The following is a 17,886-nucleotide window of genomic DNA, read 5'->3' on the forward strand; positions in this document are numbered from 1 at the left end:
TATAACTATTAACCTTTAACTTTTTTCCTAAAATCCGCTTGGTTTCAAATGTAAACCGGTGGTTTCTTCCAATCCAAACATTAAATTCATGTTTTGAATTGCTTGTCCTGAAGCACCTTTGGTTAAGTTGTCAATTATTGATGTTATTAAAACCCGGTTTCCTTTTTTCATTAAACTGATGATACATTTGTTCGTTTGAACTACTTGTTTCATATTGATGTTTGTCGTTGTCACCGTTACAAATGGTTCATCTTTATAGAAATCTTCGTATTTAGCAACCAATTGCTCCAAACTATCATCAGAAAGTGTATATAGGGTTGCGAAAATTCCTCTTGGAAAATCTCCTCTATTCGGAATAAAAAGCAATTCACTTTCAAAATCATCCTGCAATTGAACCAGACTTTCTGAGATTTCTCCCAAATGCTGATGTTCAAAAGCTTTGTAATGAGACATATTATTGTTTCTCCAACTGAAATGAGACGTTTCTGAAAGCCCAACTCCTGCTCCGGTACTTCCTGTTGTCGCATTAATATGAACATCATTATTCAGCAAACTGTTTTTCGCCAAAGGCAATAAAGCCAACTGAATTGCTGTAGCAAAACAACCCGGATTTGCAATATAATTTGCTTTTTTAATTTCAGATTTATTCAATTCCGGTAAACCGTAAATAAAATCTTTTCCTTCAAAATGAGCAGCTGCATTTAATCTGAAATCATTTCCTAAATCGATAATTTTAGTGTGACTTGCAAATTGATTTTCCTGCAAAAATGAAATTGATTTTCCATGTCCCAAACACAAGAAAACAACATTTACATTGGGGTTGACGGTATCAGTAAAATTCATTTCAATATCACCCATCAAATCGTGGTGCGCCACAGAAAGTGGTTTACCCGAATTTGTCGTACTGTAAACAAAATCGATGTTTACATTGGGATGATACATTAATATTCTGATAAGTTCTCCGGCCGTGTAGCCCGAACCACCAATTATTCCGATATTAATCATGATTTAAATGATTTACAGATGAAAATATGTTTTGAGCATTTCCTAAAATCTTAATAAATCCTTTTGCATCGTCAGACGTCCAGGCATTGTTCATTTCTCCATATTGACCAAAACCTGTGTTCATTAAATCATTTTTAGATTCGATTCCGTCAAGCGAAAAATGATATGGTTTTAATGAAACGGTTACAGTTCCATTTACCGTTTTTTGCGTGTCCTGCAAAAAGGTTTCTATGTTACGCATAACAGGATCTAAAAACTGGCCTTCGTGAAATAACATTCCGTACCAGTTTCCTAATTGCTCTTTCCAATATTGTTGCCACTTACCAAGTGTATGCTTCTCTAGTAAATGGTGTGCTTTGATAATAATTAATGGCGCAGCAGCTTCAAAACCAACTCTTCCTTTAATTCCGATAATGGTATCACCTACATGAATATCTCTGCCAATTGCGTAAGCGTTTGCCAGTTTTTCAAGTTTTACAATATTTTTTTCAGGAGCATCTTTTTTGCCATTTAAAGCAACCAATTCTCCTTGTTCAAAATGTAAAGTCACTTTTTCTTCTCCTTCTTTTTGCAATTGCGAAGGATAAGCTTCACTTGGCAAAGGCTGGCTTGAAGTTAAAGTTTCTTTTCCTCCAACGCTCGTTCCCCAAAGTCCTTTATTGATAGAATATTGTGCTTTTTCCCAAGAATAGTGAACACCATTTTGTGCTAAATAATCAACCTCTTCTTGTCTTGAAAGTTTTAAATCTCTAATTGGAGTGATAATTTCGATTTCCGGAGCGATTGTTTGAAAAATCAAATCAAAACGGATTTGGTCATTTCCTGCGCCAGTACTTCCGTGTGCGATGGCACTTGCTCCTACTTTTTTAGCATATTTAATGGCTTCAATTGCCTGAAAAACACGCTCTGCACTTACTGATAACGGATACGTATTGTTTTTTAATACATTCCCGAAAATCAAATATTTTATTGCTTTATCATAATATTTATCTACGATTGTAAGGTTGGCGTGTTGTGCGCTCCCTAATTCGTAAGCTCTTTTTTCGATAGCAGATAATTCTTCTGCATCAAATCCTCCTGTATCTACCAGTACGGTGTGAACTTCGTATCCTTTTTCATTTTTTAAATATTTCAAACAATACGAGGTATCTAATCCTCCACTATAAGCTAATACAACTTTTTTCATTTTTTATAATTTAGGCCAATACTTTCGTATTTAGCAAGTTTGAGATTCATTTATCTATTCATTCTTAGGATAAAAAGCCAAAAGAAAGAATTTTGCCTAAGAATAAAGCTTGTTTAATTTTTTTCAATCTTTTCAAAACAGCTTCATTAAAAGGATGTCTTGGCGGATCTTTTTGTTTTTCTTTTGGATCATACAACATTCCGGTACAAAGACACATTTTGTTTTCTTTGCTTTTTAGAATTTCATAATTGGTACAGGTTTTACAGCCTGACCAAAAACTAGGATCGGTTGTAAGTTCTGAAAAAGGTACAGGTTTGTATCCCAGGTCAGAATTAATTTTCATTACTGCCAGACCAGTGGTAATCCCAAATATTTTAGCGTCCGGATATTTTTGCAAAGAATAGTCAAAAACTTTTGATTTTATCTTTTTGGCTAAACCATGATTTCTATAATCAGGATGCACAATTAAACCCGAATGTGCCACAAATTGGCCGTGCTGCCAACTTTCGATATAACAAAAACCTGCAAATTTTCCGTCTGCCAGAGCAATCATCGCATCACCGTTCGACATTTTTTTCTGAATATACTCAGGAGTTCTTTTAGCAATCCCCGTACCTCTCAGCAAAGCCGATGATTCTATCGTATCGCAAATTTCCTGCGCATACTTAAAATGTTCTTCTTGAGTAACAACAATAGAGATTTTCATTTCAATAGTTGAAGTTTAGTGTTAAAAATAAAAACTGATTGCTTTTTCTGAAATCCAAAAAATAATCCGGTAAAATCAAATAGTATATCGACTATCAACCCTAAATCAACAAAATGATTGTGAGTGAAGTTTAAATAATAAATGCTTTTAGGATATGTATGCCCTATGGACAATTTGGATGATTTCAAAATGAAAATGAATATAAATAAATATGCGACGAAAAACTCTGTGAATACTATATAGATAGCATCCGTACTTCGGGAGAAGTAATCGGCAGGTTTGTCCGTGTAATAGAAATTATATGTAAACTTATTTTATTCATTGGTGCAAAAGTACACTATTTTTTTGTTTACAAATTAATTTTTTAGAATTCTAACATTTTTTTGGTTAAATGTTATTTTTAAAGCAAAAGAAAGCCCGATAGATTTATTAAACCTATCGGGCTGAATTATTTATAAATTTTTATTTAGTTTTTAGTGAACGGGATTTTTTGTCCATTACCTAAAATAATCATGTCAAATCCAGTCTTAGCATCATTAAACTTAAATTTCAATCCTGCTCTGTTGGATTGAAAAGTATCTTTTTCGTCAGCCACAGGCTCAACAGAAAACTTAGGGTAATTTGTAATTTCAACTGAAAGAGTGCTGTTTTTTTCTGTAAAATCAATTTTTAAAGGGGAGTTTGCAGTTGAATAACTTCCTACATAACTATCTAAAATAATGTCTTTTTCCACTTTACTTTTTCCTGCAGTCCAAACATTATTGTTTTCATTATAATCAGGAAAAGCATGGTCAGGATCAAGTGTTATGCTTTCGATTTCTTCTGTTGAATTATGTTTGAACGACCAATCTTTATTACGCTGCCAAATTTCAACAGGTAATTTAACTCTTGTTATCTTTCCACTTTTCGTTTTTACATCCAAAATAACCGGCATTGGCATTTTATCGAAGTTTTCTACTGTAATCACGACACCTTTGGCAGGATCATTTTTTACATATTTAATAGAATTAATTCCCTGATCAAAACGCCAGTTATTTACAAACCAACTTCTCCAGAACCAGCTTAAATCTTCTCCGGCAACATTTTCGATAGTTCTGAAAAAATCATCAGGAGTCGGGTGTTTATAAGACCAACGTTCAACATAAGTGCGTAATGCTTTATCAAATCGTTCTTCTCCTAAAACCTGTTCTCTTAAAATTGTCAATCCTGCACTTGGTTTTGAATAACACAAAACACCAATATTAGCTTCCTTCATATTATCAGGAGAACTCATAATAGTCTCTAATTTCGGGCTTGTATAATATTCCCAATCTTCATGCAAATCAGCAGGTTTTTGCTTATATTCTCCTTTATTAAAATCAATTGAACTTAGAGAATTGATAAAAGTATTAAAACCTTCATCCATCCAGGCAAATAAACGCTCATTTGAACCTACAATCATCGGGAACCAAATATGCCCAAATTCGTGATCTGTTACACCCCATAAATCCTCTCCTTTAGACTTCCATCCACAAAAAACAATGCCCGGGTATTCCATTCCTCCTTCATTTCCGGCAACGTTTGTAGCTGCGGGATAAGGATATTCGAACCATCTTTTAGAGTAATTTTCAATAGAGGATTTTACATATTCAGTTGAACGCCCATAAGCATCATTACCGGCGCTTTCTACCGGATAAGCTGATAAAGCCAATGCTTTTTTACCACTTGGCAAGTTTATTTTTGCTCCGTCTAAAATAAAAGCCGGAGAAGAAGCCCATGAAAAATCACGTGCATTTTTGATTTGATAGTGCCATGTTTTTTCGGCTGCAGCATTTAAATTAGCCGTTGCAGCTACTTCTTCTGCTGAACGAATCATAATTGTTTTATCACTTTGTCCAGCTTCTTTATAACGTTTAAATTGCTCCGCAGGCAATACCTCTGCCCCATTTAACAATTCTCCTGAACCTACAACATAATGATTTGCAGGTGCCGTAATTTTTACATCAAAATTACCATATTCCAAATAAAACTCAGATGCACCTAAATATGGCGCAGTATTCCAGCCTCTTACATCGTCATACACACACATACGCGGATACCATTGTGCAATCGTGAATATTTTACCGTTTTTGGTTTCTAAAACCCCCATTCTGTCCGATCCCTCAAAAGGTGCAATAAACGAGAACTCAATTTTAATTTTTACAGAACCTCCTTTTGAAGTCAATTCCTCTGGAAGAAAAATTTGCATTCTGGTATCTGTAACAATATATTTTGCTACAACTTCTGTTTTTTTCTTCCCACTGGAAATTACTTTTACGGATTTTATTTTATTTCCACCATCAAAAATCTGCCCCTGCGCACCGTTACGACTTCCGGTCAAAGGCACAATAGCATTTCCTCTTGAATCATTTTTGAATAAATTCTGATCTAGATTCAGCCACACAAAAGACATTTTATCCGGGCTATTATTGGTATACGTAATCTCATCAGTACCAATAATCTCATTTGTGGGAGCGTTTAATCTTGCAGTTATTTGATAATCGGCTCTGTTTTGCCAATATTCAGCACCCGGCTGACCACTCGCTGAACGGGTCGAAGTACCGTTCTTTGTGTAAAAATGTGGTGCAAATGCATCATGATAATCATAATTATTAACTGAATTTGTTGCTGTTGTAGCTGGGGTTTGTTGTGCCCAAACAGAAGAAATTCCAATAAATAAAGCCATACCTAATAAGGCTTTTGGAAAATTTGTTTTCATATTTATACCTATTTGTGTAACAAATTAATGAAAAAAAAAGCTATTTACAGAGAAAAACAAAAGCTATAATTCAATTTTAGTAAAATTTTACCAAAATAATAATTTAGCATTTTCTAAACTGAAAACTAAAATTTAAAAAATATATTTACATTAATAAATCAACTTAAAATCATTTACTATTTTGAATACATCTATTTCTAATAAAATATTAACGGCTTCCATAAAACACGCCGGAGCTGAACTATTTTCGTTAATTGACAATCAAAAAAAAGAATATATATGGAACGGAAACCCGGACTTCTGGCCAAAACATTCCCCTATACTTTTTCCAATTGTAGGCAGTTTAAAAAATGACACTTATATATTTAATGAAAAAGAGTATCATTTGCCAAGACATGGTTTTGCTCGCGATATGGAATTTCAATTGATCAAAAAAACAGAATCTTCGGCTACTTTTTCTTTATCTTACAATGAAGAAACGCTTCAGAAGTATCCTTTTAAGTTTGAATTGCAGATTATTTACGAACTTCAGGAAAACAAATTGAATGTGGCTTACAAAGTAATCAATAAAGGAGATATTCAAATTCCCTTTTCTATTGGTGCACATCCGGCCTTTGCTTTACCTAAAGAATTTTCAAATTACAGTATTCAATTTGAAAAAGAAGAAAAACTCGAGTATTCACTTCTTGAAAATGGTCTAATTTCTAATACAACTGAAATTTTAGAAACTTCAAATAATGCAGTTTCTTTAAATTACAAGTTATTTGAAAACGATGCCTTGGTTTTTAAAACCCTAGAATCAAATTCATTAACCATTCTTGAAAATTCAAAACCATATATTAAAGTTGATTTTGAAGATTTTCCCAATTTAGGAATCTGGACCAAAGAAAATGCTTCTTTTATTTGTATTGAACCTTGGTTTGGTTATTCTGATACGCTGGAAAAATCGGGGGATTTGTTTAAAAAAGAAGGAATAATAGTTTTGGAAGCAAATCAAACTTTCAACACTTCATTTGATATTGAAATCTTTAATTAAAAACAATAAAAAACCCATTTTGATACATATTTCAAAATGGGTTTAATTTTTATAACAAATTACATACTATCTACTCCATTCTGAAATACTATCCTTGTTCATTTTTACATAATCCTGATTGTTAGCCGCTTCAGCAGCAGCCAAAGAAATTTTAGCTGTTTCTATAGCGCCGGCTTTATCACCTTGTTTTGCCTGAATCAACGATTTTAATCTCGTAAGATAATAAGGTTTCTCTGTACTCATTTCCAAAGCTTTATCAACATAATCTCTGGCACTGATCATATTTCCATTTGATTGAAATAAATATTGAGATGCCGCATAATAGTCATTCCATGTTGGTCCGGCCAAAGTCTTTTGAATACTAGCAGTAGCAATTTTTGCAGTAGGAACTTCAAATTTCAATGCAACGTGAGAGTTTTCCCAAGCCATTTCCAAATAAGCAAAATTCTGATCCAAACCATTGATTCCGATTGTAAAAGTTTCAACAGGAGTCGGCAATGCTTCTTCTTTTACAGTTGTTCTTAAAGCTACATAAGCCTCATTCCAATTTTCCGGCAATCCCCAGTTATCTGTTGAAAGATAAAAAATCACTTCCCAGCTTTCTATTTTTGGAATAGTATAAATTGAATATTTTCCTTTTTTTAATGTTTTTCCATCAATTACAACATCATCACTAAAATTAATAATTGTATTTTCGTTGGCTCCTGTTCTCCATAATTTTCCAAATGGAACCAAATTTCCAAATACGGCTCTGCCTCTGGCTCCAGGTCTTGAATAGGTAACTTCAACATCTGTTAAACCAACAGTTTGCTTGATATATCCTTTAGGACTTGCCTGAGGTACTTTTATTTGTGCTTCTGTAGCAAATGGTGCTAAAATAATAGCGAATGCAATAAGAATTTTTTTCATTATTATAGTTTATTTGTTTTTTCCAAATTTACAAATTCAAAAAGGGCAAAAATGTTAAATTTTACTTAATTCAAGAGCATAGTTGTGATATTTTCTGAGCGTTTAATTCATTGAAATGATTTATAATCAAATCAGCTTCTGATAAATCCTGCATTGCGGAGTTTTCACTATTATATCCGACACAAAAAATGCCTGCAGCTTTTGCAGCCTTTACTCCATTGGTACTATCTTCAATTATAATACAATTTTCTTTCGGAGCAACCGACAAAGAAGCCGCATGTACAAAAATTGCAGGATTAGGTTTTGATTGTGGAAAATCTTCACCACTAACGATCGCTGAAAAATACTGATGTAAATTGAATCGGGTAAAAACGCGGTCAATGGTTACTTTTGATGCCGAAGAAGCCAAAATTAACTGAATTTTGCTATGATATAAATCCTTTATTAAATCTTCAACACCTTTCAGTAAATACAAATCTTCCTTGGTATCAAAGGCATCATTAAAAATATTTCTTTTTCTTTGAATCAAATCTTCAACACCATGCTCTATTGTTGGGAAAAAGCCTTTTAATGTTTGAAAAGTGTTACGGGTCGAAAATCCTGTAAATGAGGTATACATTTCTTCAGTAACATTAATATTTAATTCTGAAAATTGTTTGTAGTAGGCATAGCGATGAACAGGTTCCGTGTCGACAATTACACCGTCCATGTCAAAAATTACTGTTTTTATCATTTTATAATTGTGGTATTTTAAACTTATATGAAATTTAGATTTTACTTGTTTTTTTTAATCAAATAACGAATTACTGTTTCAGCTGCATATAAGCCAAATAAACCCGGCATATAACTATTGGTTCCATAGAATGATTTTTTATAATTTGAACCATCTGTCATTTTAAGACTTGATTCATCCTGAATTTCTGAAGAAAATACCACTTTTAGTTTATCAATTTTCACTTCTTTCAGGCGTCTGCGAATCGTTTTAGCAAAAAAACAATTTACTGTATTAGTAATATCGGCAACTTTTACTTTCGAGGCTTCCATTTTTCCCCCGGCTCCCATACTGCTGATTATTTTAACTCTTTTTCTCTTGGCAGCAATAATTAAATTTAATTTTGGAGTTACACTATCAATACAATCCAAGACATAATCAAACTCTTCCGAAACAATCTCAAAAGCACGCTCAGGTGATAAAAATTCCTGTACTCTGGTAAGCTTTAATTCCGGATTAATATCCTGCAGACGATCACCTACAATAGTAATTTTTGGTTGTCCGACAGTAGAATGCAGAGCCGGTAATTGTCTGTTAATATTCGTAATATCTACTACATCACCATCAACAATTGTCATTTTTCCAACTCCCGCCCTTGCTAAAAACTCAGCTGCAAAGGAGCCTACTCCACCCAATCCTACTACCAAAACATTAGAGTTTTGTAAATTATTTAATCCTTCTTTTTTAAATAAAAGCTCAGCTCTTTCTGTCCACTCTGCCATATTCTTTTGTTATTTATATTTTGTTTTTTTGTTTAAAGTTTGATGACTTTATTAATTAAATACACTTTTAAAATTACCTGAGATAATGTCTTTTAATTCATTGATTGATATGTTTTTATATTCTGAAGCTAAATCATATATCATTTGAATATTTTCGTTAATTGTATCAGTTTCCAGGAAAAAAAAATCATTTGGAATATTCTGAAAAACAGTTTTTAATTCGGGATTTTTCAGTAAATATTTTCCAAACGAAATATAAAATCCTTCCTTAATAAGCTGAACTGCCAGCTGTTTATTTTTTGAAAAACCGTGTACCGCCATCGGAACCGAAATTTTCATTTTTTTCTTAATAGCAATCAATTCCTGAAAAGCAGCTACACAATGTATAACAACTGGTTTTTTATATTTTTCAGCCAAAGCCAATTGCTTTTCAAAAACTGAAATTTGTAATTCTAAAGAAATCTCAATCCTTTTATCTAAACCACATTCTCCAATTGCCAGACAGTTTTGAGTTTGTAATTTCTCTTCAATAATTTTCAAATCAATATCAATTTGATCTTCTTCAATATACCAAGGATGAATTCCGATAGAATAAAACGGAATAGAATTATCAAATTCTCGTGGATATTGATTAACCAGTTCTAAAACATCAGGCTGATTTGTATATTGATGTGTATGAAAATTAAAGAATTCCATTAATGAAAAGTTTTTACTCCGGCTTTAATTTCAACATTCAAATCATTTTCCAAAGGTACAATTGGACATGAATATTTATGATTATAGGCACAATACGGATTGTAAGCTTTATTAAAATCAATTAGAATCGTATTTCTCTGCGGAATTTTCAAATCAATATATCTTCCGCCTATGTAGCTTTCTTTTCCACAAGTTTTATCTGAAAAAGGTAAAAACAAATAATCTTTATATTCATCAGACTTTGAAAGTTCAATATCCTGATAAACATTTAGTTTTAAACCTACACCATCAATAGAAAAGAAAACTGTACCATATTTTATATATTTAGGTTTTCTGTTTGTAGACGTTTTCATTTCAAAAACTTTTTCATCTTTCGCTTTAACAAATTTAGCATTCACAAAATATTTGCTGTTTAATGGATAAAAGTCTAAAGTTTTAAAAGTTTTTAAATCCGCCTCCATTAACGGACTTGTCTTCGCATCAGCATATTCTGAATTAATCTTCTTCTGAAATTTTTCTGCATCTGTTCGATCAAACTTCTTTTGGCAAAAGCCGAAATTAAAAGTTAAAAACACTGCAAGAATAAAGATTTTTTTCATTATTAAAATTTTAGCAAAATTAACCAAAAACAATTAATTATTTGTCTATACAATCCTTTCTATTTAAAACAATCTTATTCCATATTAAAACAATCAGGATTTAATTATTCAGGGCAAACTAAATTCACACTTATAAAATAAAATATTTATTAGTTAAATTATTGAACTAATTCAATTTTTTAATCAAAATAATTTAGTAATAATCATTTTTGATAGATTTTTTTTAAATAATATGTAATTTTGTATTATTTTTTTTATAAGTTTGCGTAATCGATTACATGCTGATTATCAATACTTTATTTTTTATTGATTTTTAGAATCGAGTAATTTAAAATAACAAAAAACTTTATTAACCACATTTATTAACCCAAATTATCAAACCCTTTAATTATTATGAAAACAAAATTTAAATTATTTGTATTGTGTTCAATTATTTCTTTCACAGCGTGTGAAACCAGCGAAGCTCCAGTAACTGACAACGAAACTGCAATTGATAATCAGGAAATTATACCGGACAACAGCTCTATTACGGCAAAAAGTACAACAGTTACAAATGAAGCTGCATTAAGATCTGCTGTTTCATCTGCAGTTGCAGGAGATGTCATTACAATCAGTGGTACAATAAACCTGACACAAACCTTAGAGCTTGCAAAAAGCGGTACTTCGAATTCGAAAATAAATCTAACAGGAGGTGTTCTAAATTGTTCAGGTCAACCATCAGGCAGCTGGGGAGTAAAAGTAAACGGAAGTTACTGGAATATTACTAACATGACAATTAAAAATGCACCTGATTGCGGCATAGTTTTTCAAGGCGGCGGTTATAATTATGTTTATAATGTAACTACTTCTGCTAATGGAGACTCAGGTTTGCAAATTTATAATGGAGGGCATGACAATTATGTATCCTCTTGCAAATCAAATGACAACTATGATGCTGCAAATGCAGGTGAAAATGCTGATGGTTTTGCCTGTAAATTATCAGCCGGAAAAAATAACGTTTTTGACAAATGCACTGCTAATCATAATTCTGATGATGGTTGGGATCTTTATGGTCAGCCATATACAGTAACAATCAAAGGCTGTACAGCGAGCAACAATGGCTTCGGATCTAATGGAGATGGCAATGGATTTAAATTAGGAAGTGCCGGTCAAAATGTTCCTCATACAGTAACCAATAACACGGCTACAAATAATTTAGCCTGGGGTTATGACGGAAACGGAAATACTGGACATATTACTATTACCGGCAGTGGAGGTTCCGGAAATGGGAAAGGTTTATTTACACGTTTATACTAATTTACAATCCATTTAATTATATTTTAAAGGCTGCCTTACTGAGCAGCCTTTTTTATTACTATGCCCTTAGTTTAAATATCCTTTACAAAAACGTATTCCAAACTATAAAAAAAGTTAAATAACTATTTTTATAGTTGTGTAACTAAAAAAATAGTTGTAGGTTTGAATTAAAATTAGAACACATGCAAAAGTTAACCAACAAAGAAGAAGAAATCATGCACATTTTATGGAAGCTTAAAAAAGCATTCGTAAAAGAAGTTCAGGCAGAAATTACCGAAGACCAACCGCATTACAATACACTTTCGACAATTATTCGCAATTTGGAAGAAAAAGGATTTGTCGCGCACAATGCCTTTGGAAATACACATCAATATTATCCAATAATAAGTTTGGAAGCATATAGCAAAAAATATATGAAAACTGCAATTGATAATTATTTCAACAGTTCTTATAAAAATATGGTTTCATTTTTTGCTAAAGAAGAAAAAATATCCGCAGCCGAATTACGTGAAATCCTGGCTATGATTGAAACACCAAAAGAAGAAAAATAACCGTTTATGGAAACACTTTTCATTTATATCGCAAAATCAAGCGGACTGTTAATTTTGTTTTATTGTGCTTATTATTTTTTGTTACGCAAAGAAACATTCTTCAACAGTAACCGCTGGTTTTTATTGGCAGGTTTGGTTACATCTGTCGCTTTACCATTTTTAGTGTATACCAAAATTGTTTGGATTGATCCAGTTCCAACTCAGAATCTAAACTATTCCCAGGCTTATATTCCTCAAACAATTCAAGAAGGATCTTTTGAGGTTAATTGGAATTATGTATTCCTTGCAATTTACAGCATTGGATTTCTTGCCTTTATAATAAAATTCGCTATAGATTTTTATAGTTTAAACTCTGTTTTGAAAGGCAAAAAAATACAGCAACAAGCTGATTTTAAATTTGTTGATGTAGAGGAAAACATTGCTCCATTTTCTTATTTTGATTACATCGTTTACAATTCCTCAATGTATTCCGACTCAGAATTAGAAAGTATTATTGAGCATGAAAAGGTACACAGCGATCAGAATCATACGATTGATGTAATAATTTCAAGGTTTTTCTGTGTTTTATTCTGGTTCAATCCAATTATTTGGCTGTACAAAAAAGCCATACTGCAAAACCTCGAATTCATTGCCGATAATGAAGCCTCAAAAAAAATATCAGACAAAAAAGCGTATCAATACACGCTTTTAAAAATAACAACACATGAAAGTTGTGTTGCCATTACCAATCATTTTTATCAATCATTAATCAAAAAACGAATTGTCATGTTAAACAAAAATCAATCAAAAAAAAGGAATTATTGGAAATATTATGCAGTAATTCCTGCACTAGTCGCATTTGTGCTTGTATTCCAAATTAAAACTATAGCACAGGAGAAAAAAGAAATTCAGGAAGTTTCTGAAAAAATATCATCCGTTGATGTTTACAAAATTAAAAAAACAACAACCGATCAGGAATTAAAAACAATGAGTGAAAAATTGAAGCAAAATCACGATGTTGATGTTATTATCTCAGATGTCAAAAGAAACTCAAAAAACGAATTGACTTCAATCAAAGTTGATATTCAAAAAGGAACAGAAGAAGTTCAAACTATCCAGATTGAAGGAAACGAAGCTATTAAAAGCTGTGGAATTATTATTACAACTGAAGACAATGGCTCTAAAAAAATTAATTTAGTTACTGATGGAGAAATGGATAAACCAATGATTATCAAAAATCATACAGTAGAAGTTCGAGAGACTGAAAATCAAGAAACTCCTCCTACACCTCCTGCGCCTCCAACAATGCCTACTTTCCCCACAGGTCCAATGCCACAAGCTCCAGCAATTGATATGTCAAAAATGCCTAAACCACCTGTAGCTCCAACCAATCCACAAGATAAAGCGGCTATGAAAAAATTCGAAAAAGAAATGACCGAATTTGAGAAAAAAATGGAATCCTTTGAACCCGATATGTCAGCTTATGAAAAACAAGTAGAAGAAATTATGTCTAAGCGTGAGGCTATCTTTGAGAAAGAAATGGAAAAATATGATTTAGCAATGGAAAAGTTTAATGCTGATATGGAGAAATACAGTCAAAATATAGAGCAGGAATATGGAGAAAACTCAAAACAGTATAAACAAAATATGGAGCAGTACGAAAAAGATATGAGACAACATGAAAAAGATATGAAGCAACATGCAAAAGACATGAAACAACATGCAAAAGAGATGAAGAAAATGGAGCAGGAAAGCAAATAATCTTAACCCAATTTAGAATCATAAAACAAAAAGACTTTGCTTAACTGCAAAGTCTTTTTTTATATCTTTGAAAAAATATATGAGATATGTATAAAATTTTAGCCAAAATAAACAAAATCCTTTTACCAAGTTTCACCAAACAAGGAGTGGATATTTCGAAAGCAAAAAAATGGCAGATGGCAATTATTGGCTATCGTTATTTTGTAACTACTCGTGCTTTAGGATAATTTATTACAAGTATCTTTCTTCAATCACTTTCAAATGGTGATTTTGATGGCCGGTAATAATAAATCCAATTGCCCTTACCGAAATAGCAGTATTTGAAGCCGTACCTAAAAAAACAAGCTGTTCTTCATTCAAACTTTCAAAAAAACTAATAGTTGCCTTTCTGACATTTTCATATTCCGAAAGTAAACTTTCAACTGAGCGGTTATTTGCAAATGCAAAAGGCACATAATCGTTTTCTTCAAAACCCGGCAAAGGTGTTTTATCTCCTCTGCTGATTCTTAATGCCCGATATGCAAAAATTCGCTCTGTATCAGTCATGTGCAGAATAATATCCTTTATAGTCCATTTTCCTTCCGCATAACGATATTCCAATTTTTCAACCGGAATTTTATTTACAAAATTTATCAAATGAGGTAAACCCTCAACCAAACCTTCTATTAAAGTTTTATCGGTCGTGGCTTTAATATAAGTAGCATTAAAAATTGAATATTCATTTGGTGATAATTCGCTGGCTTTCATAATTTAATATTTTAGGCTGAATTTCTACTTGCATTTGTATTTCCAAAAAGAGAACGTGTTACCACTTTTTCGTAAACTTTGATTAGCTCTTCATTATGGATTTTCTCTTTATTCAATTCATTAATTCTTAATAAAGCATACTGTTGTATTGTCAATAATGGCAACACTATACGCTCTCTTATTTGAATTGAAGCTTTACCATCAGGATAATTTTCCATTAGGGTTTTGTGACCTGCTATTTTAAGCAGAAGACGCTCTGTTTCTAAAAACTCATCGTAGATAATTTGCCAAAATTCACCAAATTCAGGATCCTTTCTCATATAAGCTGTTAATGGTAAAAATGATTTTGCCAGTGACATCATACTGTTTTCTAAAAGCGTTTTAAAGAATAAAGAATTATGATACAAATCATGTACTTTATCCCATTGATTGGTTTCTTCAAAATATTTTAAAGCTGATCCAACACCAAAAAATCCAGGAACATTTTGTTTCAACTGACTCCAGGAACCCACAAAAGGAATTGCTCTTAAATCCGCAAAATCCAATTGCTCAGATTTGCTTCTTTTTGACGGACGGCTTCCAATATTTGTTTTAGAATAGTATTTCAATGTACTCATCTTCTCCAAATAAGGTATAAACTTAGGATGATTTTTAAAACTTAAATATTTGTCATATCCTAATCCTGCCAATTGAGTCAAAATTGCGGTTTCTTCCGGGCTCAATTCATTTTTCTCCTTGCTAAAAACCTGATTTGTTACTCCGGCACTTAATAAATTCTCGATATTGTAACGACAGGAATCCAGAGTTCCAAAATTAGAACTGATAGTTTGCCCCTGTACTGTAATTTGAATTTCATTATTCTCGATTTTCGGTCCTAAAGACGCATAAAATTTATGGGTTTTTCCACCACCACGTGCAGGTGGTCCACCACGTCCGTCAAAGAAAATAGCTTTTATTCCATATTTTCTTGAAATTTCGGTAAGTTGAATTTTAGCCTGATAAATACTCCAGTTTGCCATTAAGTAACCACCATCTTTTGTACCATCTGAAAAACCAAGCATAATAGTTTGCTTATTCCCTCTCGCGGTTAAATGCGCTGCGTATTCCGGATTTGTATACAATTGCTCCATTATTTCATGTGCTTTTTGTAAATCATCAACTGATTCAAAAAGAGGAATGATATCAACTGTTGGATTTTCCCAATCATTCAAACGAATCATGGCAAAAGTTTCCATTACATTCAATGCGCTTTCATTGTTACTAATAATATAGCGGTTAGCACCAAATTCTCCGTTATTTTCCTGAATCGTTTTAATTGCCTGAACTGATTCCAAAGTCAATTTAGTAATTTCATTATCAAAATCAGCCGGATTCAAATTACCTTTTACTTTTGATAAAACAACTAATTTTTCTTCTTCCGATAAGTCAAAATAATTATCCGGGAATATTTTTGAATCTGAATTTAAATAATAATTTACTACATCATGAAAAACGGCATCATGAATTTTACTGTTTTGACGAATATCCAAAGTAGCAAAATGAAATCCAAATAAATTAATTTTAACTAATAAAGATTCTAATTCGTGTAAATATAAAGATTGGTGTTTTTCAATTATTATGTTACGGATTTTATTCAATTCCACTAATAATTCTTCCAGAGTAATATAAATTTCACCTTCTTTGGAATAAAACACAGAACGGTAAAGCTTGTATTCAAGTTCAGCAACCAAAGTATCTACACCTGAGAAGGTTAACTTTCTTTTTAAATTCCTCATTTCAACATAATAACATTTTAAAATTGAAGTACGAAGACGTTCAGCAACTTTTAAAGTAATCTCTGTTGTAACAAACGGATTTCCGTCACGGTCACCTCCCGGCCAAAAACCAAGTTTTATTAATTGATTTTGAATAGCTTTCCCCTGAAGAATATTTTTTTGCAGATAATGTACAATTTCACCCGAAGTTTCATAAAACACATTTTCCAAATACCAAATTAAACTCACTGCTTCATCATATGGATTTGGCTTTTCGTTTTGTATGAAAGGAGTTTTACCTAGTTGCGCCAGTAATTGTTTAATTTTTAATAAATCATTTAACCGAATCGCTTCTGTCAAATCATTTATAATTCCAAGAACCGGACCAGGATAAAATTGCGTAGGATGTGCCGTTAAAACCGTTCTGACATTAAAATTTTCAAGAAATTCAATTAATTCCTCGTCTTTTTCTTTTGCATCTGATTTTTCTTTAATATCACGTAAAGAACCACGTCCTTCCATATTGTTTACTGCAGGAAAAGCAGCGTCTTCAATTGCATCAAACAATACAATTTGACGTTCAATATATTGAATAAACCTAAACATCAAATCTATTTTTTCAGTTTCCGAAGCATTATTTAAATATTTGCTTGAAAAAAAATCAAAAATTTCTTTTGGTGTTTCCTGTTTTTTAAATCCGGTTTCGCAAGTTTCTGTAAATAAAGGCAGCAAAACCCCTGTATTATCTATAGAATCAAAAGGTAATGTTATAAAAACACTATTATAAATGTGGTATTTAGAGAGAACATCTTGATTAAAACGCTCTATTTTAGGTAACGTGTACATAATCCTTTTATAGTTGATTGGTTAATTAGTCATAAAAAAACCCCAAGAAAACTTGAGGTTATATTTTAATATAGCATTCAAGAAAATATTACATATTTTTAAAAATAGTATGCATCAAACGCTTCTTATCGTTAATACTTTCTTCTAATGAAATCATTGTTTCAGTTCTGTAAACTCCCTCAATATCATCAATCATGAAAATAACTTCTTTAGCATGCTTGGTATCTTTAGCTCTAATTTTACAGAAAATATTAAATTTTCCTGTAGTTACAGATGCTACAGTTACGAATGGAATCTGATTAATTCTCTCTAATACAAATTTTGTCTGAGATGTATTATTAAGAAATACTCCAACATAAGCAATAAATGAATACCCTAATTTATCGTAATCTAAGGCTAATGAAGATCCCATTATTATCCCTGCATCTTCCATTTTTTTTACTCTAACATGTACAGTTCCAGCAGAAATCAACAATTTTTTGGCAATGTCAGTAAACGGAACTCTCGTATTATCTATTAACATATCTAAAATCTGGTGATCTACTTCATCTAAACGAAATTTACTCATAATTCTTTAATTAATA

At 32.0% G+C, this 17,886-nt stretch carries 17 protein-coding genes; 5 read left to right on the forward strand and 12 right to left on the reverse strand.

All coding sequences use genetic code 11. The annotated features are described in order from the left end of the window. Nucleotides 1-27: 27 nt before the first annotated feature. The 4 genes from argC to ACEN92_RS04485 form a co-directional block, all read right to left on the reverse strand. Nucleotides 28-1,005: an N-acetyl-gamma-glutamyl-phosphate reductase gene (gene argC, locus ACEN92_RS04470; protein ID WP_495641171.1), complete on the reverse strand. Its 978-nt coding sequence runs from the start codon at nt 1,003-1,005 to the stop codon at nt 28-30. Next, a complete protein-coding gene (locus tag ACEN92_RS04475) occupies nt 998-2,191 on the reverse strand; it encodes an argininosuccinate synthase (RefSeq protein WP_495641172.1) in 1,194 nt (397 codons plus the stop codon). Before ACEN92_RS04475 ends, argC begins: the two co-directional genes overlap by 8 nt. Before the next feature lie 64 nt (nt 2,192-2,255). Further along, a complete protein-coding gene (locus ACEN92_RS04480) occupies nt 2,256-2,897 on the reverse strand; it encodes a GNAT family N-acetyltransferase (protein ID WP_495641173.1) in 642 nt (213 codons plus the stop codon). A gap of 466 nt (nt 2,898-3,363) precedes the next feature. Then, nucleotides 3,364-5,634 carry a M1 family metallopeptidase gene (locus ACEN92_RS04485; RefSeq protein ID WP_495641174.1) on the reverse strand — a complete coding sequence of 757 codons (2,271 nt, stop codon included), beginning with the start codon at nt 5,632-5,634 and terminating at the stop codon, nt 3,364-3,366. Between the two features lie 181 nt (nt 5,635-5,815). On the opposite strand from ACEN92_RS04485, the gene ACEN92_RS04490 reads away from it, so the two are divergent. Continuing rightward, the gene (locus ACEN92_RS04490) at nt 5,816-6,670 is read left to right on the forward strand and encodes an aldose 1-epimerase family protein (protein ID WP_495641175.1); all 855 of its coding nucleotides are present in this window, start codon (nt 5,816-5,818) and stop codon (nt 6,668-6,670) included. Between the two features lie 66 nt (nt 6,671-6,736). On the opposite strand, the gene ACEN92_RS04495 is transcribed toward ACEN92_RS04490, so the two are convergent. The 5 genes from ACEN92_RS04495 to ACEN92_RS04515 all read right to left on the reverse strand — a co-directional run bounded on the left by ACEN92_RS04495 (nt 6,737) and on the right by ACEN92_RS04515 (nt 10,368). Continuing rightward, nucleotides 6,737-7,579 carry a DUF2911 domain-containing protein gene (locus ACEN92_RS04495; RefSeq protein WP_495641176.1) on the reverse strand — a complete coding sequence of 281 codons (843 nt, stop codon included), beginning with the start codon at nt 7,577-7,579 and terminating at the stop codon, nt 6,737-6,739. A 70-nt stretch (nt 7,580-7,649) separates the two neighbouring features. Further along, nucleotides 7,650-8,312 carry an HAD family hydrolase gene (locus ACEN92_RS04500; protein WP_495641177.1) on the reverse strand — a complete coding sequence of 221 codons (663 nt, stop codon included), beginning with the start codon at nt 8,310-8,312 and terminating at the stop codon, nt 7,650-7,652. A gap of 41 nt (nt 8,313-8,353) precedes the next feature. Beyond that, nucleotides 8,354-9,073 (reverse strand): tRNA threonylcarbamoyladenosine dehydratase, encoded by a 720-nt coding sequence (locus tag ACEN92_RS04505; protein WP_495641178.1) that lies wholly within the window; start codon nt 9,071-9,073, stop codon nt 8,354-8,356. A gap of 51 nt (nt 9,074-9,124) precedes the next feature. Further along, nucleotides 9,125-9,769 (reverse strand): TatD family hydrolase, encoded by a 645-nt coding sequence (locus ACEN92_RS04510; protein ID WP_495641179.1) that lies wholly within the window; start codon nt 9,767-9,769, stop codon nt 9,125-9,127. Continuing rightward, nucleotides 9,769-10,368 (reverse strand): DUF1684 domain-containing protein, encoded by a 600-nt coding sequence (locus tag ACEN92_RS04515; RefSeq protein WP_495641180.1) that lies wholly within the window; start codon nt 10,366-10,368, stop codon nt 9,769-9,771. Before ACEN92_RS04515 ends, ACEN92_RS04510 begins: the two co-directional genes overlap by 1 nt. Before the next feature lie 393 nt (nt 10,369-10,761). Between ACEN92_RS04515 and ACEN92_RS04520 the strand changes: the two genes are divergently transcribed. The 4 genes from ACEN92_RS04520 (at nt 10,762) to ACEN92_RS04535 (ending at nt 14,182) form a co-directional block, all read left to right on the forward strand. Further along, a complete protein-coding gene (locus ACEN92_RS04520) occupies nt 10,762-11,664 on the forward strand; it encodes a right-handed parallel beta-helix repeat-containing protein (protein ID WP_495641181.1) in 903 nt (300 codons plus the stop codon). 182 nt (nt 11,665-11,846) lie between these two features. Then, nucleotides 11,847-12,215, forward strand: coding sequence for a BlaI/MecI/CopY family transcriptional regulator (locus ACEN92_RS04525; protein ID WP_495641182.1), 369 nt, complete (start codon nt 11,847-11,849; stop codon nt 12,213-12,215). A 6-nt stretch (nt 12,216-12,221) separates the two neighbouring features. After that, on the forward strand, nt 12,222-13,955 hold the full coding sequence (locus ACEN92_RS04530) for a M56 family metallopeptidase (protein ID WP_495641183.1): 1,734 nt from the start codon (nt 12,222-12,224) through the stop codon (nt 13,953-13,955). 86 nt (nt 13,956-14,041) lie between these two features. After that, a complete protein-coding gene (locus tag ACEN92_RS04535; protein ID WP_495641184.1) occupies nt 14,042-14,182 on the forward strand; it encodes an SsrA-binding protein in 141 nt (46 codons plus the stop codon). A gap of 4 nt (nt 14,183-14,186) precedes the next feature. On the opposite strand, the gene ACEN92_RS04540 is transcribed toward ACEN92_RS04535, so the two are convergent. The 3 genes from ACEN92_RS04540 to ACEN92_RS04550 all read right to left on the reverse strand — a co-directional run bounded on the left by ACEN92_RS04540 (nt 14,187) and on the right by ACEN92_RS04550 (nt 17,870). Next, nucleotides 14,187-14,702: a DinB family protein gene (locus ACEN92_RS04540; protein WP_495641185.1), complete on the reverse strand. Its 516-nt coding sequence runs from the start codon at nt 14,700-14,702 to the stop codon at nt 14,187-14,189. 11 nt (nt 14,703-14,713) lie between these two features. Further along, nucleotides 14,714-17,302 carry a phosphoenolpyruvate carboxylase gene (locus ACEN92_RS04545; RefSeq protein WP_495641186.1) on the reverse strand — a complete coding sequence of 863 codons (2,589 nt, stop codon included), beginning with the start codon at nt 17,300-17,302 and terminating at the stop codon, nt 14,714-14,716. A gap of 88 nt (nt 17,303-17,390) precedes the next feature. Then, on the reverse strand, nt 17,391-17,870 hold the full coding sequence (locus ACEN92_RS04550; RefSeq protein ID WP_007805990.1) for an Lrp/AsnC family transcriptional regulator: 480 nt from the start codon (nt 17,868-17,870) through the stop codon (nt 17,391-17,393). Nucleotides 17,871-17,886: the final 16 nt, after the last annotated feature.

This window comes from Flavobacterium sp. Flavsp81, from assembly GCF_059491325.1.